Here is a 23,680-nt window from a genome sequence, read left to right on the forward strand (position 1 = left end):
CCGGCGCCGCGCCGCGAGACCCTGGCGCGGCCGCACGGGCCCGGGCGCCCGGTCTCAGGCCGAGGTCCGGCCGCCCCCGTGCACCCGGGCGCGGCGGCCGGTGCTGGAAGAGCTCAGGCTGCGCAGGGCGACCTCGAAGGTCGCCGCGAGCAGGCAGACCCGGATCAGTTCGTGCAGCGCGTCCACCAGGAAGTTGACCGGTGTCAGCCAGGGCCACCACCAGCCCAGGAAGTCGTGCGGCCCTACCGCGACGTAGACGCCGCGCTCCAGCCAGGTGAAGGCGAGGTCCACGAGCACGTAGTAGAGGCAGAACCCAAAATAGAACACGGGGCTGGCGCGCAGGATGAAGCGGAACGCGTTGATGAACGGGGTCCAGCGGTCCTGTGCGCTGCGCTGCGCCAGCTTGCCGAACTGGCGCAGCACGCCCTTGTTGGAGGAGGTCAGCGCGCCCTCGATCCTGGCGGCGCGCGTGCCCTTGCGGAAGAGCGAGTCGTGGCGGTCCATCTCGGCGCCGAAAACCACAGCGGCAATGGTCAGCCACAGCAGCGGCTCGAACAGGCCGTCGCGCAGGTTCAGGGCAAGCTTGCCGATCAGGTCCAACGCGGCGAGGTAGCCCTGTTCGACCGGCAGCGCGGTGGCGGCGCCGAGGTCGCGCATGAACCCGAGGACGCCGTGCTCGATCGCGAACCACACCTGGCGCTGGGCGATCCAGGTCTTGATGTTGCCGTAGACCTGCATGATCGAGAAGAGGCCGAAGAACATCCAGTTGGCCTCGAACAGCGCGGTGAACAGCCCGACGACCTTGTTGTCGGTGCTCGCGTAGAGGCGGTCGCACAGCACCCGCAGCAAGAACGAGACCAGCGCGATGAGCAGCGGAAGACCCAGCGCGTTCATCTCGTTGACCTCGGCGAGCCCTTCGAGGCCGCGCTGGTTGAGCAGCTGGACGCTGTACTCGCGGAACTCGTCGGCGAACCGGCCCCAGGCGTTGTAGAAGATCAGGAACGGCAGGATGGCGGTCGCCACCGCGTCCACCCAGCGGCGTTCGCGTTCGGAGACCTTTGCCGAGACCTTGGGGGAACGCCCCGAGGACGAGGGGAACAGTTCGCGGCTGACCGTGGGCAGTCCCGGGCGCAGCATGTGGAACATCACGATGGTGACGGTCAGCTGCGTCAGGACCACCAGGGTCATGCCCAGAAGGCTCACGTTGTAGTCGACGGCCGACAACCGTGCGACACCCCGCATGAGCATGTCGTGAACGAAGGTGCCGATCACGTAGACGCACAGCAGCGGCGCCCAGTACCGCCTCGCCAGGTCGAGGGTGTACAGGGGCAGCCGTGTTACCGAGGCCGTAGCCGTTGCCGTCCTGCTCATCGCGCGAATCCTAGCCGCCCCGTGCACATCGGCGGGTCTCGGCACTGGCCGGAGCCGGCCGGAGTGTGCAGGGTGGGACGGATGGAGACCGCTCCGTAGGCAGCGGAGCAGACTGGAGGTGGGATGAGCGCGGGTGACGGCGACGGCTGGGTCATGCTTTCCGACGGATCACGCCGATGGGGCCGCTTCGGCAGCGCGGGCCTGCTCCTGCACGCTGACGGCCACCGGCCGCGCGGCGCGGCGGCCGGGCCGGCGGCGCATGGCGGGCCGAGCGGGCGCGGCAAGGTGCTGATGCAGCACCGCGCGCTCAACAGCCACCAGGGCGGAATGTGGGGCGTTCCGGGCGGCGCGTGCAACAGCGACGAGACCCCGGTTCAGGCGGCGTTGCGGGAGTTCGGCGAGGAGGTGGCCGGCGAAACCGGCGAGATCGAGCTGATCGGCCTGCACCGCCAGGAGCACACCGTCTGGCGTTACGACACCCTGCTGGCCCGCACCGCGGTCGATGCGCCGCTGGAGGCGGCCAACTGGGAGAGCGACGAGGTCCGCTGGGTCGGGATGGGCGATGTCGCGGAGCTGGATCTGCTGCCGGCTTTTGGCCGGACCTGGCCACTGCTGCGCGGTGCGCTCACCTGGCGGCTGGTGCTGCACGTCGACGCGGCCGCGGTGCTGCCCGGCGCGGACGCCGAATCCCCGGAGCGGTTGGAGCTGCTGCGCGACGAACTAGCCGGGCTGGCCGCGGCCGGGGTCGCCGCCGACGCGCTGCCCGAGGCGATGCCCCGGTGCGGACTGCACCTGTGGTTCCCGCGGATCCGGCTCGCCGTCGGCTCCGACTCCCCGGCGCCGGAGGCGGTTCCGGGCGTGGACGTGGTGCGCGAGCGGCCCGGCGTGCCGGCCGCCGGTGCCGGCGGGGCGGACCCGGCCGGCGGAGTCCGGACGGTGGCCCTGCTCGTTGCGGACCGGCCCGCCGGAGCGGCTGCCGGCGAGGAGGTGCACACGGTTCCGCCCGAGTGGCTGGCGACCGCCGCGGCCGGCCCGCCGGGTCCCCGGGCCGCTGCGAGCGAGGCGCCCCAGGCGTGAACCCGGCTCTGCGGGGCAGGAGTACACCGGGCACTTCGGCAGGGGCTTACTCGTTGAGCGTGTACGAAGCCGTCCCCACTTGTGGCAAAGGCACTCGGGCGCCAAGGCGGCAGGTGCCAGATGCCCGATCAGGGGTAAGTCAGGGATGTGCCCTGATGCGCCTCTGCCATCGGGTGGGCATGCTGGCAGAGACAGGCTGGGCGACAGGGCTTCGGACCAGCCGGAACCAAAGGAGCTGACATGACGCTGGAGCGCGGAAACTCGCTTATGCCCGTGCACGCGGCGACTCTTATGTGGCCCACCGGTATCGCGACCGGGGCCGGCGTTGTGGCCGGGGGCCTGTCCTTCCTCGTGTCCCTGCCGGCCATCACCATCGCCGGGCCGCTCGGCACCGCCATCTTCTGGTTCGCCCTCGTCGGCGGCGGTGTCGCGCTGCTCGGCGGCAAGGGCGACCGCCGCGCGCGCCGCTGGGCCGGGCAGTACCCGTGGCGCTTCGCCGCCGGGCCCGCTGCCGTGGCGGGACTCGGCATCGCCATCGCCTCGATTTTCGGCGGGGGCTTCATCGGTGCGATCTTCGCCGGGCTGGGTTCGGCCGCGGTGATCTGGGTCATCCTCGGCATCATCGGTATGGTTGCAGGGAACAAGTCCGCTTGATCTGCTTGTTGCACTGGTCCATGGCAGAACACACCACCGGGAACGACCAAGCGCTCTATGCCGACTGAAGCTCGTCAGAAGATGATCGAGCGGGTCCGCGGGCTCCTTCGGATGGCGGAGGATCCCGCGGTCACCGACGCCGAGAGCCAGGCGTTCACCGCCAAAGCCGCCGAACTGATGACCCGGCACGCCATCGCCGAGGCCGAGGCCCGCGCCGAACGCGGCGAATCGCCGGAATCGGTCACTCGGCTCGACTTTCCCGTATCGGGGGTCGGCGGCCACGGCAAGGCGCGGGTCAAAGCGCTGGCCGGGATCGCCGCCGCCTATGGGTGCCAGTCGGCGGTGCGCGGCAACACCTCGTCCAACACCGAGCGCACGCTGATCATCGTCGGCACCGTCACCTCGCTGGATGCCCTGCGGGTGCTGCTGCCCTCCATCACCATGCAGATGGAGGCCTCGGCGCGGTTCACCGCTCGCGAGCACATCACCAACCTGCGTGAACTCCGCAACTACGACCGTTCCACGCTGGCCACCGAACGCAGCCGCTTCTACCGTTCGTTCATCCGCGCCTACGGCTATGCCGTGGCCGAACGGATCAAGGAGTTCCGCGCGCGGCTGGTCGAGGAACCCGACGAGGCCGGCGGGTCGGCGCAGTCGGGTTCGGCGTCCGGCGACGAGGGCGAACAGGGCGCCTCCACTCTCGGAGCCGAGGTCGTGCTGCACAGCGACGTCGACCGGGTGCGCGAGGACTTCCAGCGCCGGTTCCCCCAGCTCAAGCCCACGCGGCCCGAGCGCACGCACCACCGGGCCGGCTACCGCGCCGGCTATGCGCGCGGGCGGCGCGCACAACTCGGTATCGGTACTTCGGTCGGGCAGGGTGGCACTTCGGCTCTGTCCGAAAGGGAGTAACCGGACGCCGCGGTTCGCATCCACCGCATCCACATGGTTTCCCCATTGCCGGGCGACTTGTGGATAACTCTGTGGGTAACTCGTGGATGGCGGCCGGCTTTCCGGGAGCGGCCAAAAGTGCCTGTGGATAAACCACGGACACCCGACTTCTTCCGGCCTTTTGCCGCTTGACCGGCCGATTCCCGCCCGTGACCCGCCGTTCACTTGCGGACCTATCCGCGCCCGAAAACACGTGTCCCATTCTTATCGGCCGCCGAGTCCCAGTGGTTTGCCGAGCGGGTCGGCCGCTGCGGGCTCCGCGGTTGCCCCGTGCGCGGCGCGGGCTCCCGCCGCCGCGCCCGCCCGACCGGCAAAGGGTGACGCAGACCACTCTTTGGGGAAAGGTGAGTGTCAGACACTCATCTGCCCGACGAGGGAGCCACCTCAGATGACCGCAGCCACGCTCCTCCGCCCGTTCCACCGCTACAAGACGGCCCTGCTCCTCACCTACCGCCGCGACGGCGTCAGTGCGCAGAGCACACCGGTCAGCGTGGTGGTCGCAGACGGCCGGGTCCTGTTCCGCACCTGGGAGGAATCGGGCAAGGCCAAACGGTTGCGCCGCAACACCTACGCCGACCTGCGCCCGTGCACGTTCCGGGGCAGCCCGCGCGGCGGCGCCGTGCGGGGCGAGGTCCGCCTGCTGGAGGGCAACGAGGCCAACCGCGCCTCGCTGCTGCTGGCCCGCCGCCACCCGATGCTGCAGGGCTGGGCCGTACCGATGAGCCATCGGCTGCTGAAGTACCGCACGCAGCACTACGAGTTCGTCCCGCTGGAGCTGAACCACGACATCGAGAACATGGAGGGGTGCCCCGACTAGCCGGCCCGGCCGGGGCGCGCCATGGTCCGCCCGAGCCGCGCCAACCGCTCCGGGACCGTTCCGGTCACGAGACCCGCAGCGGCATGACCAGGTACCGGAACTCCGGCGGGTGGTCGTCGGCAGCGGGGACGTCGGAGATCACCACCGGTTTGGTGGGCTGGGTGAAGTCGATGTGGGCGCTTTCGGAGTGCACGGCGGTGAGGCCGTCGAGGAAGTACTCGGCGGTGAACGCCACCCGCACGGGCTCGCCGCTGAACTCGATACCGAGCGCTTCGGCGGCTTGGGCGTCGTCGCCGGATCCGGCTTCCAGCGCCACTTCGTGTTCGCTGAAGGACAGCCGCAGCGGCGTGTTGCGGTCGGCGACCAGGGCGACGCGTTTGACCGCCTCGATCAGCGGGGCGGTGGCGACCTTGGCGCGGCCGGTGGACTCCTGGGGGAACCGCGACTCGTATTTGATGAAGTCGCTGTCGATGAGCCGCGTGGTGGTGCGCCGCCCGCTGTTCTCGAAGCCGATCATGCCTTCGCCCTGCGCGCTGTCGGCGGCCGCCGCCGACAGCGCCAAGTCGATGTTCGTGCTGCCGGCAAGCGACCGCGCGATCTCGTGCAGGGTGCGCGCGGGCACCAGGGCGGTGGTTTCGAGGGCGGGGTCCTGCGGTTTCCACCACAGGTCGCGGACCGCGATGCGGTAGCGGTCGGTGGCGGCCAGGGTCAGTGATTCGCCGGAAAGGGCGATGTTGATCCCGGTGAGCATCGGCAGGGTGTCGTCGCGGCTGGCCGCCGGGCTGATCTGGCGCACCGCCGCGGCAAAGGAGTCGGCGCTGAGCGAGCCGCTCATCAGGGGCATGTCAGGCAGCGCGGGATAGTCCTCGATCGGCAGGGTGAGCAGGGTGAAGCGCGCGCTTCCGCAGGTGACCAGCACGCGTGCGCCGTCGGCCTGGAACTCGACGGGTGCGTCGGGCAGGTTGCGCGTGATCTCGGCGAGCAGGCGTCCGGAGACCAGGACGGAGCCGGGCTGTTCGACCTGGACCTCGACCTCGGCCCGCGCCGATACCTCGTAGTCGAAACTGGACAGGCGCAGTGCGGCGGTATCGGGCGCCAGTTCGAGCCGCATGCCGGCGAGCACCGGCATGGAGGGGCGTGCGGGCAGGGTGCGGGCGGTCCACGCCACGGCGTCGGAAAGCGAATCGCGGTCGGCTCGGAATTTCACGCTGTCCCCACTTCCGTGTACGGGCCGGGCTCGGACATGGCCGCAGGCCGGCACCGGCACACTAAAACCCGTAGTGCCCGCGCTGGAGGGCTGCGGGGCACCCGCCGACAGGGTTGCCGACGCGGTTACCGTACCCATCGGGTGCGACATTCCCAGGGGCCTTGCCCCCCGAACCCCGCAGCCGGGCACCGCCCGCGGGTCGCGCCCCGTTCGCGCTGATGCCCGTGCAGGCGGGGGCGGGCGGTTCAGTCCTTGTTCGGTTTGAGGGTCCAGGTGACGCTCATGGATCCGGTGACCGTGCCGTCGGTGGTGCGCAGTTCGATGTCGACGGCGAACTCGGGGCGTCCGCCTGCGTCGAGCTCGGCCACGATCTCGGCCCGCGGGCGGGTCAGGGTCGCCTCGGCGATGATGTCGCCCATGGCCGGCTTGCGGTAGTGGATGTCGGACTCGACGGCCAGCGGCAGCGAGCGGTCCAGGAGGTCGCCGAAGGTGCCGATGACGATGGCGCCAGAGGCGGATTCGCCCAGTGTGAACATCGCGCCGGCGTGCGGCCCGCCGAAGTGGTTGTGGTGGTCGGCGTTGTCGGGCAGCCGCATGACGACGCGGCCGAGGTCGAGTTCGAGGAACTCCACGCCCAGGGTCCGGGCGAAGGGCACGGCCGCGAGGAACCCGGATTTCACGAGTTCGGCGGACTCTGCGTTCATAGTGGCCATGGCACTGGATATTACTAGCGAGTAACCCGATGGGGCCAGCGCCCCGGCCCCGCCGTTGCGTACTCGCCTCGCACCGTGCCGCCGCCTATTCTGACCACGCCCGCAACAGGGCCGACCCGCAGCGCACGAAGGGATACCCCATGCTCCTGGCCGCCGAGGAGACACCGGCCTTCCTTTCCCCGGTGGTGCTGCTGCTGTGCGCGGCCGCGGTCATCGGCTACCTGAGCACCCGGGTGCGCGTGGTGCCGATCGTCGGATTCCTGCTGGCGGGCGTGGTGATCGGCCCGCACCAGCTCGGACTTGTCTCCAACACCGAAACCGTCGAGGCCGCCGCGGAAATCGGCGTGATCCTCCTTTTGTTCACGATCGGCATTGAGTTTTCCCTGGAGCGGCTGGCGTCGATCAAACGCCATGTGCTGCTGGGCGGCGGTATCCAGGTGCTGCTGGCCATCGGGGTAACCGCCGCGCTGGTGGCCGCTTTCGGGACTGGCTGGCCCACGGCCCTGTTCACCGGCTTTCTGGTCGCGTTGTCCTCAACCGCCATCGTGCTCAAGGTGCTGGCGGCGGCCGGGCGCACCACCGCGCCGCTGGGTCAGGCCGGAGTGGCCACGCTGATCTTCCAGGACCTGGCCGTGGTGCTGATGGTGCTGTTCGTACCGCTGCTGGGCGGCACGGGCCAGGGGCCGCTGGAGATAGCGCGGGCGCTGGGCACGGCCGCGGTCGTGCTGGCCGTGGTGCTGGTGGTCGCCCGCAAGGTCATGCCGCCGTTGCTGGAGCGTGTGGCGCGGACGTGCTCGCCCGAGGTGTTCCTGCTGACCGTGGTCGCCATCGGGCTCGGCACCGCGTACCTGACCTCGCTGGCCGGAGTCAGCGTGGCGCTGGGCGCCTTCCTCGCCGGGCTGGTCGTCAGCGAATCCCGGCACAGCGCGCACGCCCTGGGCGAGGTGCTCCCGCTGCAGATCCTCTTCAGCGCCACGTTCTTCGTCTCCATCGGCATGCTGCTGGACCTGCAGGTGCTGTTGGAGCTGTGGTGGCTGGTGCTGCTGCTGGCGGCGGCGGTCGTGCTGGTCAAGGCCGTTACCGGGGCGCTGGCGCTGTCGGTGCTGGGTGTGGGCGCCTCGACCGCGGTGGCCGGCGGGCTGCTGCTCGCCCAGATCGGCGAGTTCTCGTTCGTCCTGCAGCGTTCGGGTGCCGCGGTCGGCCTGGAGCCGGCCGGTCTGGGCGACGACGGCGAGCAGGTGCTCATCGCGGTGACGGTGCTGCTGATGACGGCCACCCCCGCGCTCGCCGCCCTCGGCGACCGCCTGGGCCGGTGGGTGGACGCCCGCCGCGGGCCGGGCTCCGCACCCGGCCCGGCGGCACCGGAACCGGCGCCCTCGGCCGCGGGCGGCGGGCCGGCACCTGCGGCACCCGTGCTGATCTCCGGCTGGGGCCCGGTGGCCGCCGAGTTGGCCGAAGCGGTGCGCGCCCGCGGCATCCCCGTCGCCGTGACAACACTGGGCCCCGACCTCGCCGCGGCCGCCGAGCAAGCGGGCCACACCGTGGTCCGCGGCGACCCGGTACACCGCAACATCCTGCGGGACGCGGGGCTGTTCTCGGCCCGCGCGTTCGTCATCGCCGAGAACACCGGCGAGGAGAGCGCCGCCATCGCCGCCGTTGTCAGCACGCTCGCCCCCGGCGTGCCGATCGTGGTGCGGCCGGTGGACTCCGCCCGACCCGATGTGCTCGCCCCCTCGGGCGCCGACCGCATCGTCGACACCAGCAGCACGGTCGCCGCCGGACTCACCGGCACCCTGCTGGACGCCCTGGACCTGCCCGCGGCCGCGCCCGGCGACCACCCCGACCCGCACACGCCCGTGGACTTCGCCGCCGACCCCGGCACGCCGTGCCCGCACACGTCCGGGATCCGCCCGGTCCTACCGAGCTCGGCCGGCTGCACCGACTGCCTGCGCTCGGGCGAGCGCGACTGGGTGCACCTGCGGGTGTGCCTGGACTGCGGGCACGTGGGCTGCTGCGACTCCTCGCCGCACCGGCACGCCTCGGTGCATGCCGCCGCGGCCGAGCACCCGCTGGTCACCTCCGCCGAACCCGAAGAGGACTGGGCCTGGTGCTACCTGGACGCCACCCAGGTGGCGCCCAGGCGGCCGTCCGGGCAATGAGGACGCCCGCGGTGGACCCCGGCCCCCGGTCCGGTGTCTGCGCTATGCTGTGTGCGGCCTGCGGGGCCACCGCTCTGGAGGGTTCGCATAGCGGCCGAGTGCAGTGCTCTTGAAAAGCACAAGATCCTTAACCGGGTCTCGTGGGTTCAAATCCCACACCCTCCGCACTACTGAAGCCCCCGCTGCTGCGCGTGCAGCAGCGGGGGCTTCAGCCGTTTCGCGTCACCGCGGCCAGGCGAACGCCTCGCCCACGGTGGCGGCCAACTGCAGGTACGAGTCGCGGGTGGGCGCGGCCAGGCGGTCCAGGTCGACCTCTGCGCCTTCCTCCAGGTGGGCATCCCACGGCACCCGAACCACAGCGCGGCACCGGCTGGCAAAGTGCTGCTCCAGCCGGTCCAGGTCGACACTGCTCTTGCTGGTCCGCACCATCGACAGCACCACGACCGCCCCGCGCACCAGCGAGCCGTACTGGTGGGCTTCCAGCCAGTCCAGGGTCGCGCTCGCGCTGCGCGCACCGTCGACCGACGCCGAACTGACCAGCACGACCTGGTCCGACAGGCCGAGCACCCCGCGCATGGCCGAGTGCAGCAGCCCGGTGCCGCAGTCGGTCAGGCAGATCGAGTAGTAGTGCTCCAGCAGCCAGCAGACCTCGCGGTAGTCGTCCTCGCTGAACGCCTCCGAAACCGCGGGGTCGCGGTCGGACGCGAGGATCTCCAGCCGGCTGAGCGCCTGGGAGGTGAACCCGCGGATGTCGGCGTAGCGGGTGATGGCCTCCTTCTCGTTCAGCAGGTCGCGAATCGTGGCGGCGGTCTCCAGCTGGACCTTGTCCGACAGAGTGCCGCGGTCGGGGTTGGCGTCGACCGCCAGCACCCGGTCGCCGCGCAGTGAGGCCAGCATCGACCCGAGCGCGACGGTCGTGGTGGTCTTGCCCACACCGCCCTTCAGGCTGAGTACCGCGACACGGTGGTGGCCGCCGCCGACGTGCGTGCGCGCGCGCTCGGTGAGCTCGCGGCGGCGCTGCTCGGCGGCCGACTCACCGACGTCGACCATCCCGAACGTTGCCGAGTGCAGCACCTTGCGCCAGCCCTTGCTGGGGCCCGACCGCTTGCCGCTGACCAGGTTATCGGCCCGCAGGTCATCGGAGGTCTCCGGCTGGCCGCCCTGGCCGGGGTGCGCCGGCTGCACACCGTCGGCGAAGTGGGCGTGGTACTGGAAACCGGGCTGGGCCCCCGATGGAGCTTGCCCGGGATACCCGGGTCGCTCACCGGGCGGCGGGTACCCGGGCGGCCCGTAGCCACCGGGCGGCCCCGGAGGCGGCGGGGGCGCGCCGGCGGGGTTGTGGCCGCCGCCGTGCCGGTAGGGGTCGTAGGGCTGCTGCCCGGCCGCCGGTTGCGGCCCGGACGCGGGCCGCTGCTGCGCCGGTCCCGGGTCGGGAACGGGAGGCGGCGCAGCGTTCCACGCCTGCGGACCGGGTTGGGGGCCGGATGGAGCCGAGCCCGGTTCCCACCCCGGGTGCTGCGGGGGGTGCGGTGGCGCCGGCGGACGGTTGCCGCCGGTGCCGTGGCCCGGCTCGGCGGGCGGCGCCCACGCCTCGCGCGGGACCTCGCCTGCTGCCGGAGGCGACCAGCTCCAGCCGCCGGTTCCCGCACTGTGTTGTCCCGGTTGCCCGGGCCCGGGCGGCGCAGCCGCGGGGTCGGCGTCCGCATAGGGCGCGGGACCGGGCGGCGGCGGCATGTCGGCGGGCGGCCCCTGGCCGGGTGCCGGCCCGCGCCGCGCAGCGTGCGGCGGCAGCGGCGGGAGCTGCTCGGGGTCGGGGATGTCCTCGCCGCCGGCCGGGGAGCCCGGAGCATCGGGCGCCTGCTGCGGGCGGGGCGGGCGGCCGGGCCCGTCGCCGACCAGCGGCGGCGATGCGGGCGGCTCCGGCAGCCGTGCCGTCCGCTCCGCATCCGGTTCCGGTTCCGGTGGCGGGGCGGGCTCCGCCGTCGTCCACTGCGGCCCGGTGCCGGCGTATCCGCCGCGCCCCGGGGCGCTGGAGCGCGGCGGCTCCTGCGGCGGGGCGGGGATACCGGGCTCCGGGGGTGCCGCCAGCGGCTCGGGGAAGTCGCCGCGGACGGGCGGGAACACCTCGGTGGACGCGTGCTCCTGCGGCCGCGGACCGGACCCGTTGGCCGCGGGGTTCGGCCGGGACTCGGGGCCCGGAGCGCGTTCGGGCGGCGCCCACTGCGCGAACCCGTTGGCGCTGCTCTCGGGCGCCGGGCCGTGGTCGCTTTCGGAAGCGGGTTCGGGGGCGCCGCGCTCGGCGGGCTCTTGCTGCTGCTCCTGCTGGTGCTCGTGCTCGGTTGCCGGGTCCGGGAACCGGCGGATGGTCTCGTCGGCGCTGCCGGCGTCGGCCGCGGGCCGCTGCGGATCGCCGTCGCCGGGGACGAGCTCCCCGGCACCGGGTCCGGGTGCGGGCGGCGGGCCCTGGCCGGATTCGGCCGGCGGCGCCCATCCCCCGCCCTGCGCCGGGTCGGCCCCGGGCGGTGCGGGCACCGGCGGCACGGCGCCGGATCCGTCGGCGGGACGGACCGGGGCCTGCCGCATGGGCTGCCCGTTGTAGGCCACGGGCGCAGCCGGGCGGTCGGCGGGCGGCGGGAACTGCTGCGGCCCCGAGGGGTGGCCGCCCTGCGGCTGCTGCGGCCCCGAAGGCTGCGCCGCCGGAGGGGGACCGGCCGGGTAGGGGCCGGATGGATGGTGCTCGGGCGCGGAGGGCTGCTGGTGCCCGGCCGGCTGCGGCGGTTCCGGCTGCTGGTGCGGCGCAGACGGGCGGCCTGCGGGCGCCGAGGGCTGCTGCGGTCCCGGCGGCGGCCCTTGGGCAGGGCCGTGCTGGTCGCGGTGCCATCCCTGCGGCGGCCCGGCAGGCTGCCCCTGCTGGGGCCGCCCGGGGTGCTCCTGTTCTCCCGGCATTCCCTGCCGCCCGGGGTATCCCGGTTGCCCGGGGTGCCCGGCGACCTGGTCGGGAGCATGCTCGGGGGGCTGCGGCCGCTGCCGGCCGGCAGGGTACTGCGGGTTCGGCTGCTCGGCCGCGTACGGGCCCGCGCCGCCTACGGCGTAGGGAGGCGGCGGAAGGGCGCCCTCGTCGATGGCGTAGGGAGGCGGCGGAGGCGATGCGTCGCCGAACCACTGGTCGGCCGGAGAAGGATCCGGCCCCCGGTCCGCAGCAGCCTCCCCCTGCCCGGCTCCGGACCGGGAGTCGCGGTCGGTGTCCCGGTCGTGCCCCCTGTCCCACGCACGCGTACCGGCATGCTCGGAACCGTCGTGATCTCGCTGTGCCAACGCGGTTCTCCTCAAGACACTTGCTCGGGTGCGCGATGTCCGATCAGCTACCGCCTGGCCGCTCCACGGGGGGATCGGGCGGACCAGACCCGGACTCACGGATATTCTCTCGTCCGCCAACAAAGATACGAACCGGAGCCAAAGGCGGGCACCACCGGGCCGGAAACGACCGGGGCAGGTGACCGCGTTAACGGGCAACGCCAGCGCGCCCGCCCCGCCCTCATCCGGGGCCCGACCCGCCGTCCACAACCCGGCTTCGGGGGCAGCGCGAGCGGCACCCCCATGGGTAGCGTTGCGGCATGCACGCGATCGTCATCAGCGAACCCGGCCCCGCCGACGTCCTGACCTGGTCCGAGGTCCCCGATCCCACTCCCGGCGAAGGCGAGGTCGTTGTCGACATCGCCGCAACCGCGGTCAACCGCGCCGACATCAACCAGCGCCAAGGCAACTATCCCCCGCCGGCCGGCGCGCCCGAGTACCCGGGCCTGGAATGCTCCGGGCACATCTCGGCCCTGGGCCACGGCACCGAAGACTCCGGATGGTCGGTGGGCGACCCCGTCTGCGCACTGCTCAGCGGCGGTGGTTACGCCGAACGCGTCGCCGTGCCCGTCGGCCAGCTACTGCCCGTGCCGGCGGGTGTCGACCTCGCCTCGGCGGCCGCGCTGCCCGAGGTCGCCTGCACGGTGTGGTCCAACGTGTTCATGACCGCCGGGCTCAGCGCCGCCGAAACCTTTCTGGTCCACGGCGGAGGCAGCGGTATCGGCACCTTCGCCATCCAGCTCGCCCATGCGCGCGGCGCACGGGTCATCACCACGGCCGGCAGCGCCGACAAGCTCGAGAAATGCCGCGAACTCGGCGCCGATGTCACGATCAACTACCGCGAGGAAGACTTCCCCACCCGCGTGAAAGAGGCCACGGGCGGCGCCGGCGCCGATGTCATCCTCGACATCATGGGCGGCTCCTACCTGGACCAGAACGTGCGGTCGCTGAACGTGGGCGGGCGGCTGGCCATCATCGGGCTGATGGGCGGGCGCACTGCCGAACTCGATCTCGGCCGCATGCTGGTCAAACGGTTGTCCGTGCAGGCCACTTCGCTGCGGTCCCGATCCGTCGGCGAGAAAGCCCGCATCGCGGCCGGCGTGGCCGAGCACGTGTGGCCGCTGGTCGCCGACCGGTCCATCCGGCCTATCGTGGATCACACACTGCCGTTGCCGCGCGCCGCCGAAGCACACAGCATCATGGAATCGAGCACGCACGTCGGCAAGATCGTGCTCACCCGTTGACCACATTGGGAAGTACACATGCCGCTAGGTGAGACATTCATGAGCGACCCATCCGACGACGACAAGCAGCCGCACGTGCTGGTCATGGGCTCCGGCGGTGCGGGACAACCCGGCGAACCCCAAACCTCCGACGACGACACCGACCAGTCCGGGCAGCGGCCGCTGAGCGAGATGGTCGAGCAGCCCGCCAAGGTCATGCGGATCGGCAGCATGATCCGCCAACTGCTCGACGAGGTGAAGGCCGCCCCGCTCGACGAAGCCAGCCGCGCGCGGCTGCGCGAGGTCCACACGAACTCCATAAAGGAGCTCGAGGACGGCCTCGCCCCGGAACTGGTCGAGGAGCTGGAGCGCCTCACGCTGCCCTTCACCGACGACAGCACTCCCAGCGACGCCGAACTCCGCATCGCCCAGGCACAGCTGGTCGGCTGGCTCGAGGGCCTGTTCCACGGCATCCAGACCACCCTGTTCGCGCAGCAGATGGCCGCCCGCGCCCAGCTTGAGAACATGCGTAAAGCGTTGCCCGCGGGCATGGGCGGCCCCGGCGATTCCGAGGCCGCCGGCCCGGGGTCGGGCCCCTACCTGTGACCTGCTGACCAGCGGCGGCCGGGTGTTACTCGGCCGCCGCCCGGATCAGCGTTTGGCGGGTTCGAGCACGTCGCGGCCGACGAACGGGCGCAGCGCCTCGGGCACCACGACCGAGCCGTCGGCGCGCTGGTGGTTCTCCAGGATGGCCACGATCCAGCGGGTGGTGGCCAGCGTGCCGTTCAGGGTCGCGGCGGGGCGCGGTTTGCCGGAATCGTCGCGGAACCGGATGTTCAGCCGCCGCGCCTGGAAGTCGGTGCAGTTGGAGGTCGAGGTCAGTTCGCGGTAGCGGCCCTGGGTGGGCAGCCAGGCTTCGCAGTCGAACTTGCGGGCCGCGCTGGTGCCGAGGTCGCCGCCCGCGATGTCGACGACGCGGTAGGGAAGCTCCAGCTTGTCGAGCATCTGGCGCTCCCAGCCCAGCAGCTTCTCGTGTTCCTCGCGCGCGTTGTCGGGATGGGTGTAGACGAACATCTCGACCTTGTTGAACTGGTGCACGCGGATGATGCCGCGGGTGTCCTTGCCGTAGGAGCCGGCCTCGCGCCGGAAACACGACGACCAGCCGACGTAGCGGTTGGGCAGTGTGTCGGCAGGCAGGATCTCATCGGCGTGGTAGCCGGCCAGCGGAACCTCGGAGGTGCCGACCAGGTACAGGTCGTCGGCCTCCAGGCGGTACACCTCGTCGGCATGTTCGCCGAGGAAACCGGTGCCCTCCATGGTCTCGGGCCGCACCAGCACCGGCGGGATCATCGGGGTGAACCCGTTGGACACCGCCTGCTGCATGGCCATGTTCAGCAGGCCGAGCTCCAGCAGGGCTCCCACGCCGGTGAGGAAGTAGAAACGCGCACCCGCGACCTTGGCGCCGCGGTCGGTGTCGATGGCGCCGAGCAGTTCGCCGAGCTCCAGGTGGTCGCGCGGGGCGAAGTCGAACTCCGGCGGGGTACCGACGTGGTCCAGCACCCGGAAGTCGTCGACACCGCCCTCGGGGGTGTCCTCGTCGACGATGTTGGGGATCTCACGCAGCAGCCGGTCGACCTCGGCGGAGAGTTCGCCGGCCGCGGCCTCGGCCTCCTTGACTTCGACCGCCAGCCCTTTCGCCTTTGCGAGCAGGTTCTCGCGTTCTTCGGGCGCCGCAGTAGAGACCGCCTTGCCAACGCTCTTCTGTTCGGCGCGCAGCCCCTCGAAGCGGGTGAGGGCGGTGCGGTGCCGGGAGTCGAGGTCGAGCACGCGGTCGACGACGGTTTCGTCCTCGCCGCGGGCCCGCTGCGAGGCGCGCAGGCGGTCGGGGGAGTCTCTAATGGCGCGAAGGTCGATCACGACTGCAGGCTACCGGTGATCCCGCGGGCCGACACATCGTTTCCCCCGGCGGCGCAGCCCGGCGCAGCGAAAGCGGGACCGCCCCGCGCGACCGATTGATACTCTCAGTAGTCAATCGACGCCGGAGTGCGATTGGATTGTGCGGGGACGCGTCATAACCCGGCAGCGCCGCCGTGTCATGGGTGCGGGCACCGCCGCGAGGGCGGCGCCGGCGGCAACGGGAAGGATCGCCATGAAGATGGAGCAGGCGTGGGCGATGAAGCCGCTCAGTATGCTGACCGCGGACGAGGCCGCAGCAGCGCTCGAACTGCTGGCCGGCCGGCCCGAGGAGGACATCGCGCTGGAGAAAGCGCTGCGCAGCCAATTGGCGCGCACCCTCGACCGCGAGCGCCGCCGGATCGCGTTGTCGGTGCAGGAGGTCGTCAACCGCCCGGACTCACCGGCGCACTCGGCCGCCGCACCGGTGAACGGCCCCGACGCTCCGGCGAGCTCCCCGGCCGCACCGGTGAACCGGCAGCTTCCACCGCTGCCTCAGCGGATATCGCCGGCCCGGATGCGGGCCAGCCACTCCTGGGCTTCGTAGAAGTCGGCGCTGGTGGTGCCGCGCGACGGCATGAAAGGGGTCAGCTCGGTATCGGCATCGGCCCGCGGAAAACTGCCGAGGAACCTGACCTCTTTGCACAGCCGCCGCAGCCCCATCAATGCCTCGCCCACGGCGGGGTCGGCGACGTGGCCGTCGGCGTCCAGGTAGAAGCAGTACCGGCCCAGGCCATCGCCCGTGGGACGGGACTCCAACCGGGTCAGGTTCACTCCGCGGACCGCGAACTGGTTGAGCAGCTCGACCAGCGCGCCCGAATGGTCGGCTGCAAGGAACGCCACGAGCGAGGTGCGGTCGGCGCCGGTGGGGTCGGGCAGCGGCTGCGGCCGCACGAGGTGGATGAAACGGGTGGCGGCGTCGTCGCGGTCGCCTATCCGTTCGGCCAGCGCCCGCAGCCCGTGGCGCTCGCCGGCGATGCGCGCGCAGATGGCCGCGTCGTAGGCACTGCCGGGTTCGGCCACGCTCTGGGCGGCCGCCGCCGTGGAGGAGACCGTGAACACCTCGGCGTCGGGCAGGTGGCGCGCCAGCCAGCCGCGGCACTGCGCCAGCGCATGCGGGTGGGTGGCGACGCGCTTGACATCGGCGACCGCCGCGCCCTCGCGCCCGAACAGGGTGAACTCGACGGGCAGCGCCACCTCCGCCGCGATGAGCAGCGGGTCGCCGTTGATCAGCTCCGCCATCGTGGCGGTGACCCCGCCTTCGACGGAGTTCTCCAGCGGCACCGTTCCGCCGTCGACGTCGCCGCGGCGGATCGCGGCGAACACGGAGTCGACGCCGGTATAGGGGACGCGGGCCGGTTCCGGCGCCTCGGGTTTGAGGGCGCGGAGGGCGGCCTCGGTGAAGGTTCCCTCGGGGCCGAGATAGGCGTAGCGCATACCCCGAGGCTATAACCCGCGGGGTCCGACCCGCGCGTATTCGGGTGTCTGCGCCCGCCCTGGTCAGCCGATTGGTGCCACCTGGCGGCCGGGCCGCCGCGGGACGCCGGTTATTCGGCCGTGCCGGGCGCGCCGCTTGCCGGCGACCGTGTGGTGGCGGTTCCCAGCGGGCGGACCGCAGAGGTGCCGGGATCGGCTGCGGGGGCGGATTCGCCTGCCGGGCCGCCATCGGCGGCCGCGGCGGCGGAATCGGCCTCCGGCCGGAGGTCGCCGGCTGCCGAGCGCGGTGCTGGTGCCGGTGCGGAAGCGCCCTCGCCGAATTTGTCGGTCAGCCCTTGGCCGAGCCGCGCGGCGCGGATGGAGCGGTATTCCTCGGGCGAGAGGGCCTCGGTGGCCCGGCCCTGCCTGATGGTCTTGGCGTAGGTGCGGGATTCGGTGCGCCCGTTGATCGCGGTCACGACGACCCCGTCGCCCCCGGAGTTGAGCAGGGCGAGGGAAAACGAGCGCGCGCCCGACATCTCCTCAAGGGCGTCGTAGCGCACGACGGCGATGTCGCGCACCGCTCGGGCGTCCAGCCCGCTGCCGTCGGGCAGCAGCCGATGGACGAGGTCGCGGCAGTCGCTCACGACGGAACGGGTGCGCACCAGCGCCCAGGCCCCGAGGGCGAGTCCGGCGAGACCTGCCAGCGCCGCGAAAACGGCCAGAGACGTAGTCAAGGTAGTCACCACGGTGAAAGTCTAGGTGCTACTCACGGTTATTGAAAGGACACGCACCGCGTTTTCGTTGCGAAGGCGACCGATCGCGCGCTCTGGACGCCATTGGCGGGAGTGTGCGCCCGTCCGGCCATATGCCGGATGCCTGTGCCGGGTGCCGCGCCGGATCCGGGCGCCTACGCGGAGGGGCTCGACCCGGCGGGCAGCGGTAGGGCGTCGGTGGAGTCCTCGACGGTGAACACGGTGTCCAGGCCGGTGACCTCCAGGACCTTGCGCACCGCGGGCTTGGGCGCCACAAGTTCGAGGTCGCCCCCGTTCTCGCGGGCGCGTTTCATGCCCGACAGCAGGACGCTCATTCCGGTCGAGTCGCAAAACTCCACCCGCGACATGTCGACCATGAGTCGCCGCGCACCGTCGTCCAGCGCACCAGCGAGCCCGCTGTGCAGCTGCGGTGCCGTGTAAAGGTCGATCTCGCCACGCACAGTAACCACTGCGCAATCGCCCTGAGACCGACTTGAGATCTTCAACTCCACAGTCGAGACTGTAGCGCCCACGGAGGGCGCTAGCCACATCGGCGGCGGCGTTTCGACAACATCGGTCACGTTCTGCGAGGAGAGTCCGGCCTTTCGGGGATCACCCGGGGTACTCGGGCCGCTGCCGCCGGCGCACCGGCCCGCAGGCCGCCCTTCCGGATCAAGCGGTGGCGGCCTGCTGCCAGGCCGAAACCTGGGCTCCCGGGTCGCCGGAGGCTCCTGCGCCCGGACCGGCTCCGGCGCTCCGGCCGGTCGGCGCGCCCGGGCCCGGACCGGGTGCGCGGGTCTGCGGCCAGGGGGCGGATTCGAGCCCTTCCGGTTCCGGTTCGGCGACCTCAAGAACCGCCCACACGGTGGTGACCCGGTCGTCGACCTCGGTGCCCCACTTGGCCGCGATGTGCTCGACGATGCCGAGCCCCCGGCCGCCCAGCGCCGACAGCGACGGGCGGGCCAGGCGCGGCAGGGTCTGCGCCCCGCCGTCGCGGACCGCGACTTCGAGCCAGCCGTCCTGCGGGCCGGCCGCGGGGCCGCCGCCGAGTTCCCAGTTCACCTGCACACACCCGGGCGGGAAGGGTTCCGGCAGCGGAGCGGCGTGGCGCAGGGCGTTGCTCAGCAGTTCGCTGAGGACGATGGCGGCGTTGTCGACCCTGGTGTGGTCGACCCCGCAGGCGCGCAGATCAGAGCAGAGCCGCCGGCGCGCGCTCGTCACACTCGACGCCGCATGCGGCAGCAGTACAACCCTTGACACGTCCTTCTCCCGTTCCTCGGCGCGCTCGATCCCGCGCTTTCGGCCTCATTCAGCAACCTGCGGGAGCACGAGCCTGCCGCCCACGTCCCGACCCCGATGCAGCCCTTATTCATTTGGTCGGTTCGCGGCAAAGTCCTGGCATGCGACCCTGCCAGGGCCGAAATGCCCCGTTCGCCTGCTCCGGAAACACATCATCGGCGCTCGTCTGGGCCGCTCCGCGCACGGGCGGGTGGCCGATGAGCGCCCTTATTGCGCAAATCGGCTATGGGTCCGCGATGCCGACGGTCCCGCCGCCGGCGGCCTGGACCGAATGTAAGGTGAATCTCATCTGCGTGCCACGGGTGTCCCTGGCGTGTGCGGTGACCTCACCGCCCTGCGCGCGGGCCAGCCGGCGGGCGATGTACAGCCCGAGCCCGATACCGCCGAACCTGCGGCGGTCGCCGGCCTCGCCCTGCACGAACCTGCCGAAGATCCGTTCTTCGTCGCCCGGCGAAATACCGATCCCTTCGTCCTCCACGCACACCGCGACGCTGGTGTCGTCGGCGGCGGCGCGCAGCACGATGCGCCCGCCCTCGGGCGAGTACTTGAACGCGTTCTCCAGCAGTTGGCCGACGATCACGTCGGTGGCGGTGGGATCGCCCAACGCCATGGGGAGGTGGTCGGGAACCTCCAGCTCCAGCGTGTGCCGCGCGGAGAAGGGTTCGAAGGCGGTCGCACTGTCGCGCAGCAACCGCTCCAGGTCGAAGGGGTGTTCGCCCGTTTTCAGCTCGCCCTCGCGGGCATCAGACCCCAGCAGCAGGTTCTCGACCAGGTGGGCGAGGGTGCCTGAGCGCTCGGCGATGGTGCCGACGGCGCTGCGGCGGGCGGGCTCGTCGAGCTGGTCCCAGCGCCGCACCAGGGTGCTCGCGAAACCCTGCACAACGGTGATGGGCGTGCGCAGCTCGTGGCCCGCCGTTGCCAGGAAGAGGTCCTTCTCCTCCTCCAGCGCCTTGGCCTCGGTGATGTCGCGGAAATCCACGACCCGTTCGGCGGTCTCGGGAATGTCGGTGATGAGGATCTCCAGCCACCGCCCGTTGTCCAGGCGGTGGCGGATGTTCTCGCCTTGGCGGGCCGGCAGCGGGAACGGCGGGTGCCGGCCCACCGCGTCGGCCATGGCGTAGCCGGTCAGCTCGGCAGCCGAGCGGTTCCACTTGCGCACCAGCCCGCTGGCGCCCAGCACCGCGATGCCGTCGGCGCTGGAGTCGACCACGGCGTGCTCGTGGGCCCGCTGGCGCACGATCTCGCGGTAGGCCATGGCGTTGCCGAGCGCGACACCGGCGTGCGCCGCCAGCAACTCCAGCAGTTCGAGCTCGACGTGGCCGACCCTGCGCCTGCTGTAGAGCGCGTACAGCGCGCCGTAGGGGCGCCCCTGCACATTGGACACCCCTAGCGCGATGGTGTGCAGGCCTTCAAGGTCGGCCCAGATGAGGTCGTCCAGGCTGCGGGTGTCGTCGGTGGCCAGCAGCACCGTCTTGCCGCTGCGCAGCAGCTCGCCGAACAGGCTGGAGGCAAGCGGCGCCTGGTAGCCGCGCAGGTGGTCCGAAAGCTGGGTCAGGCTCACCAGCCGCAGCTGGTCGTCCTCGATCAGTGCGAACCCGCCCGCGTCGGCACCGGTGAGCTCGGTGAGGCTGTGGGCGATGCGGTCCAGCACCGCATCGAGGTCGAGGTCGGCATTGATGTCGGCGACCACGTCGGTCAGCCGGCGCACAAGCCGGGCGCGCTCGGTCATGTGGCTCTGGACGGCATCGATCTCCTCATAGGTGTGGAAGACGCCGATCCAGCCGGTGAGCCGGCCCTGGCCGTCCCACAGCGAACTGGTGTCCACACGCACGTCGACCACCGTGCCGTCGCGGCGCAGCCGGCGGCTGATGATCGAGAGCGGTTCGCCGGCGCGGACCCGCTCCAGGACCGCGTGGTGCTCGGCCATCAGCTCATCGGGCACGATCGGCAAGGGGCGGCCGGCGACCTCGGCGAACGTCCAGCCGAACATGCGCTCGGCGGCCGGGTTCCACAGCATCACCCGCAGGTCGGTGTCCACGGCCACAATCGCATCAGCGGCGTACGCCAAGACGGCGTCGGCGCTCAGTGCGAAGTGATCGGGGGCCACCTCGACATAGTGCCACCCGCAACCGTCCGCGCGGTTCGCCTTTCCCCAAAAGCAGACATCCGGCCACCGGCCCGCCCCAAACGGCACCCGATCACCAGCGAACCGGCGCGCAGGTCAGGCCACATTCGGCCGATCGCCGGTCTCGCTGACCATCTCGCGCCCGGACAGCGCCCAGGCCTGCATCCCGCCCGCGACGTTGGCCGTTTGCCAACCGGCCTCGTTGAGCGCCCGGACGGCCTGCGCCGAACGACCGCCGACCCGGCACACCACATAGACCTGCCGGTCCCGCGGAACCTCGGCGGCGCGCTCGGACAGCGAACCGAGCGGGATGTGCAATGCGTCGGGCGCGTGGCCCTGAGCCCACTCGTCGTCCTCGCGGACGTCCACCACGAAGCCGTCGGGCGGCACCGAGCCGACTTCCACCACGGGCACACTGTCAGCGAACACCGAATCCCCTTACTTGCGTCTGCGTGCCTGCGCGGGCTCGCGGCCGGACACCGCCTCGGGCGGCGCCGGAGTCCTCCCGCAGCCGGTCCTGCTCAAGGGAGCAACGCGGAGCGGGCCCGCGGACAGGCGAGGCTCATTGCCTGTGACGAGTCGCCTGTGGCGAATGCGTGTGACGTTGCGTGGTTCGCGTGTCACCGGCGGAACCGTCCGGCGCCCCATCACGTCGAACAGGGTATGCGCACGCCAACCCCAGCGGCCGCGTCGGTGCCGGCCGCCCTGCTCGCCATACTCGGCCTGGCCGTGGCGGGCTGCGGTGCGTCGCAGGTCCGCACTCCGCCGGAGCCGCCTCCGGCCGGTGCGAGCGCCTCGTCCTCCGGCACCGGCTCCACCGCCGAAACCGTACTGACCATCCACATCACCGCAGCCGGCGCCGATCAGCAGAGCGGCGCCGCCGAACCCACTCCTTCTCCTTCGGCTCCCGCCCCGAGCACGTCGCCGGTGCAGCCCCGGCATTGGCAGCTGACCTGCCGGCCGGCGGGCGGCGACCACCCCGACCCCGAGGCCGCCTGCGCCGATCTCGCCGCAGCCGGGGGCGCCGCGGCCTTCGAGGAGGTCCCCGCGGACCGCCCGTGCACTTTCATCTACGGCGGACCGCAGGTGGCCCGGGTCAAGGGCCATGTCGGCGACACCCCTATCGACACCGAGTTCACCAAGTCCGGCGGCTGCGAGATGCAGCGCTACGAAGACCTGGGCGCGGTCTTGGCGCCCTGAGGCCCCTGATTCCCACCGGCGGCGAATGTCGCGATGGCAACAGAAAACGGGCCCTGCCGCAAGCGACAGGGCCCGTGCTCGATTTTCCGGGGAAACCGGGGTGAACCCGATCCCGCAGTGTGGGCGAGGAGGGATTTGAACCCTCACATCCTTTCGGACACACGGACCTGAACCGTGCGCGTCTACCGTTCCGCCACCCGCCCGAGTGACACTTATATGGTTGCACACCTATACAGTGGGTTTGCCAGGTGTTCGCAGATGCGGGATGAACCCCGTGTTTGCCTCCGCCTGGCGACACAGACCAGGCTAGCACGGTCTGCGCATGGGTCGTGCACGCTTTTCCACTCCGCCAAAGGTGCCCGCAGGCGGGCTCCGCTCCGCAAGGGCGCACCGGACTACAGCCCTTGCCCGATCGCGTGCGGGAGGGCGCGTGTGAGTCCAAGGGGGCGATGACCCGGTTACGATCGTCATTACATCCGGAGTGGAGTAAGGGAGGTACCTCGTGGGAGTGCTCCAACGCTTCGAGCGCAGGCTTGGAGGCATGATCGAAGGCACCTTCGCTCGGGCCTTCAAGTCGAAACTCGAGCCGGTCGAGATCGCCAGCGCTGTTCAACGGGAGATGGACGAGCGCGCAGCCATCGTCGCCCAGGGCCGCACCCTGGTGCCGAACGACTTCGTCGTGGAGCTCTCCGGCGAGGACGCCGAACAGATGGAAGCCCTGGCCGACACCATCGGCCAAGAACTCGCCAAACTGGCGCGCGACTACGCCACGGAGCAGGGCTACTCCTTCGTCGGCCCGGTGCGCGTGCACTTCAAGGCCGAAGCCGACCTGCAGATCGGACGCTTCCGCATCCGCTCCGGTGTCATCCGGGGCTCCACGGTCGAAAGCGGCGAGATCCGGCAACCGGTCAGCGACCAGCCCCGCAACGCCGCCGAGGTCCAAGGCCAGCCGCGCCTGCTGATCTCCCCGGGCGGAGCCACCGCCGAGGGATCGGTCGCCAGCCAGGGAATGCAGCAGTCGTTCGTGCTGAACACGCAGGTGACACTGCTGGGCCGGGGCACCGACTGCCACCTGCGGCTGGTCGACAACGGTGTATCCCGCCACCACGCCGAGATCCGGGTCGAAGACGACGAAGCCGTCCTCGTCGACCTCGGCTCGACCAACGGCACCTACGTCAACGGCGAGCAGGCAAAGCGCGCACGCCTGGTCGACGGCACCCGCATCAGCCTGGGCCGCACAACAATGACCTTCCGCCGCGACTGAACCGCCTGGGCCGTCCCGGGTTCCCCCGCCCGAGGCGCTTCCACCGCAACCAAACCCGCTCTCGCCGCGTCACAAGCAGACGGGGGAGACACTTCCACCAACCAAGCCGCCGCGACCGCAAGGCGCCGGGGCGGCCGAATCGCCG

At 71.6% G+C, this 23,680-nt stretch carries 20 protein-coding genes, 2 tRNA genes and 1 pseudogene; 11 read left to right on the plus strand and 12 right to left on the minus strand.

All coding sequences use genetic code 11. From position 1 onward, the window contains the following. Positions 1–54: 54 nt before the first annotated feature. Positions 55–1,371, minus strand: coding sequence for a hypothetical protein (locus ACYVD5_RS16475; RefSeq protein WP_461001931.1), 1,317 nt, complete (start codon positions 1,369–1,371; stop codon positions 55–57). 123 nt (positions 1,372–1,494) lie between these two features. On the opposite strand from ACYVD5_RS16475, the gene ACYVD5_RS16480 reads away from it, so the two are divergent. The 4 genes from ACYVD5_RS16480 (at position 1,495) to ACYVD5_RS16495 (ending at position 4,867) form a co-directional block, all read left to right on the plus strand. Beyond that, entirely contained in the window at positions 1,495–2,448 is a 954-nt protein-coding gene (locus ACYVD5_RS16480) for an NUDIX domain-containing protein (protein WP_461001932.1), read from the plus strand. Between the two features lie 240 nt (positions 2,449–2,688). Then, positions 2,689–3,102, plus strand: a complete 414-nt coding sequence (locus ACYVD5_RS16485; protein WP_461001933.1) for a hypothetical protein — start codon at positions 2,689–2,691, stop codon at positions 3,100–3,102. Between the two features lie 81 nt (positions 3,103–3,183). Further along, positions 3,184–4,011 carry a DUF2786 domain-containing protein gene (locus ACYVD5_RS16490; protein ID WP_461001973.1) on the plus strand — a complete coding sequence of 276 codons (828 nt, stop codon included), beginning with the start codon at positions 3,184–3,186 and terminating at the stop codon, positions 4,009–4,011. 427 nt (positions 4,012–4,438) lie between these two features. Beyond that, positions 4,439–4,867 carry a PPOX class F420-dependent oxidoreductase gene (locus ACYVD5_RS16495; RefSeq protein ID WP_461001934.1) on the plus strand — a complete coding sequence of 143 codons (429 nt, stop codon included), beginning with the start codon at positions 4,439–4,441 and terminating at the stop codon, positions 4,865–4,867. Positions 4,868–4,931: 64 nt separating this feature from the next. Here ACYVD5_RS16495 and dnaN read toward each other — a convergent pair whose 3' ends face one another. Both dnaN and ACYVD5_RS16505 read right to left on the minus strand, forming a co-directional pair. Next, a complete protein-coding gene (gene dnaN, locus ACYVD5_RS16500) occupies positions 4,932–6,074 on the minus strand; it encodes a DNA polymerase III subunit beta (RefSeq protein WP_461001935.1) in 1,143 nt (380 codons plus the stop codon). 245 nt (positions 6,075–6,319) lie between these two features. Then, complete coding sequence (locus ACYVD5_RS16505) at positions 6,320–6,778, minus strand: DUF4442 domain-containing protein (protein WP_461001974.1); 459 nt, start codon at positions 6,776–6,778, stop codon at positions 6,320–6,322. A gap of 149 nt (positions 6,779–6,927) precedes the next feature. On the opposite strand from ACYVD5_RS16505, the gene ACYVD5_RS16510 reads away from it, so the two are divergent. Both ACYVD5_RS16510 and ACYVD5_RS16515 read left to right on the plus strand, forming a co-directional pair. Further along, the gene (locus ACYVD5_RS16510) at positions 6,928–8,946 is read left to right on the plus strand and encodes a cation:proton antiporter domain-containing protein (RefSeq protein WP_461001936.1); all 2,019 of its coding nucleotides are present in this window, start codon (positions 6,928–6,930) and stop codon (positions 8,944–8,946) included. A 76-nt stretch (positions 8,947–9,022) separates the two neighbouring features. Continuing rightward, positions 9,023–9,111 (plus strand) — tRNA-Ser (locus tag ACYVD5_RS16515). Positions 9,112–9,168: 57 nt separating this feature from the next. Here the strand turns inward: ACYVD5_RS16515 and ACYVD5_RS16520 are convergent. Further along, positions 9,169–10,095: pseudogene (locus tag ACYVD5_RS16520) on the minus strand (MinD/ParA family ATP-binding protein); the annotation flags it as partial. 2,465 nt (positions 10,096–12,560) lie between these two features. Here ACYVD5_RS16520 and ACYVD5_RS16525 point away from each other — a divergent pair. Both ACYVD5_RS16525 and ACYVD5_RS16530 read left to right on the plus strand, forming a co-directional pair. Then, positions 12,561–13,544, plus strand: a complete 984-nt coding sequence (locus ACYVD5_RS16525) for an NAD(P)H-quinone oxidoreductase (RefSeq protein WP_461001937.1) — start codon at positions 12,561–12,563, stop codon at positions 13,542–13,544. A gap of 39 nt (positions 13,545–13,583) precedes the next feature. After that, positions 13,584–14,129: a bacterial proteasome activator family protein gene (locus ACYVD5_RS16530; RefSeq protein ID WP_461001938.1), complete on the plus strand. Its 546-nt coding sequence runs from the start codon at positions 13,584–13,586 to the stop codon at positions 14,127–14,129. 45 nt (positions 14,130–14,174) lie between these two features. On the opposite strand, the gene serS is transcribed toward ACYVD5_RS16530, so the two are convergent. Beyond that, a complete protein-coding gene (serS, locus tag ACYVD5_RS16535; RefSeq protein WP_461001939.1) occupies positions 14,175–15,440 on the minus strand; it encodes a serine--tRNA ligase in 1,266 nt (421 codons plus the stop codon). Positions 15,441–15,672: 232 nt separating this feature from the next. Here serS and ACYVD5_RS16540 point away from each other — a divergent pair, with 232 nt between their 5' ends. Then, the gene (locus tag ACYVD5_RS16540) at positions 15,673–16,023 is read left to right on the plus strand and encodes a hypothetical protein (RefSeq protein ID WP_461001940.1); all 351 of its coding nucleotides are present in this window, start codon (positions 15,673–15,675) and stop codon (positions 16,021–16,023) included. Here ACYVD5_RS16540 and pheA read toward each other — a convergent pair. From pheA to ACYVD5_RS16570, 6 genes are all read right to left on the minus strand, one after another. Further along, positions 15,972–16,913, minus strand: coding sequence for a prephenate dehydratase (pheA, locus tag ACYVD5_RS16545; RefSeq protein ID WP_461001941.1), 942 nt, complete (start codon positions 16,911–16,913; stop codon positions 15,972–15,974). The genes ACYVD5_RS16540 and pheA overlap by 52 nt on opposite strands. Positions 16,914–17,023: 110 nt before the next feature. Next, positions 17,024–17,641 carry a DUF4446 family protein gene (locus ACYVD5_RS16550; protein ID WP_461001942.1) on the minus strand — a complete coding sequence of 206 codons (618 nt, stop codon included), beginning with the start codon at positions 17,639–17,641 and terminating at the stop codon, positions 17,024–17,026. Positions 17,642–17,802: 161 nt separating this feature from the next. Next, positions 17,803–18,159: an STAS domain-containing protein gene (locus ACYVD5_RS16555; protein ID WP_461001943.1), complete on the minus strand. Its 357-nt coding sequence runs from the start codon at positions 18,157–18,159 to the stop codon at positions 17,803–17,805. Between the two features lie 160 nt (positions 18,160–18,319). Beyond that, positions 18,320–18,907 carry an ATP-binding protein gene (locus ACYVD5_RS16560; RefSeq protein ID WP_461001944.1) on the minus strand — a complete coding sequence of 196 codons (588 nt, stop codon included), beginning with the start codon at positions 18,905–18,907 and terminating at the stop codon, positions 18,320–18,322. A 262-nt stretch (positions 18,908–19,169) separates the two neighbouring features. Then, a complete protein-coding gene (locus ACYVD5_RS16565; RefSeq protein WP_461001945.1) occupies positions 19,170–21,053 on the minus strand; it encodes a PAS domain S-box protein in 1,884 nt (627 codons plus the stop codon). A gap of 114 nt (positions 21,054–21,167) precedes the next feature. After that, positions 21,168–21,500, minus strand: coding sequence for a rhodanese-like domain-containing protein (locus ACYVD5_RS16570; protein WP_461001946.1), 333 nt, complete (start codon positions 21,498–21,500; stop codon positions 21,168–21,170). Between the two features lie 234 nt (positions 21,501–21,734). On the opposite strand from ACYVD5_RS16570, the gene ACYVD5_RS16575 reads away from it, so the two are divergent. Continuing rightward, positions 21,735–22,271 (plus strand): SSI family serine proteinase inhibitor, encoded by a 537-nt coding sequence (locus tag ACYVD5_RS16575; protein ID WP_461001947.1) that lies wholly within the window; start codon positions 21,735–21,737, stop codon positions 22,269–22,271. 120 nt (positions 22,272–22,391) lie between these two features. On the opposite strand, the gene ACYVD5_RS16580 is transcribed toward ACYVD5_RS16575, so the two are convergent. Then, positions 22,392–22,474, minus strand: a tRNA-Leu gene (locus ACYVD5_RS16580). Positions 22,475–22,773: 299 nt separating this feature from the next. Between ACYVD5_RS16580 and ACYVD5_RS16585 the strand changes: the two genes are divergently transcribed. Continuing rightward, the gene (locus ACYVD5_RS16585; protein ID WP_461001948.1) at positions 22,774–23,535 is read left to right on the plus strand and encodes an FhaA domain-containing protein; all 762 of its coding nucleotides are present in this window, start codon (positions 22,774–22,776) and stop codon (positions 23,533–23,535) included. Positions 23,536–23,680 lie beyond the last annotated feature (145 nt).

It is taken from the genome of Streptomonospora sediminis, assembly GCF_054778995.1.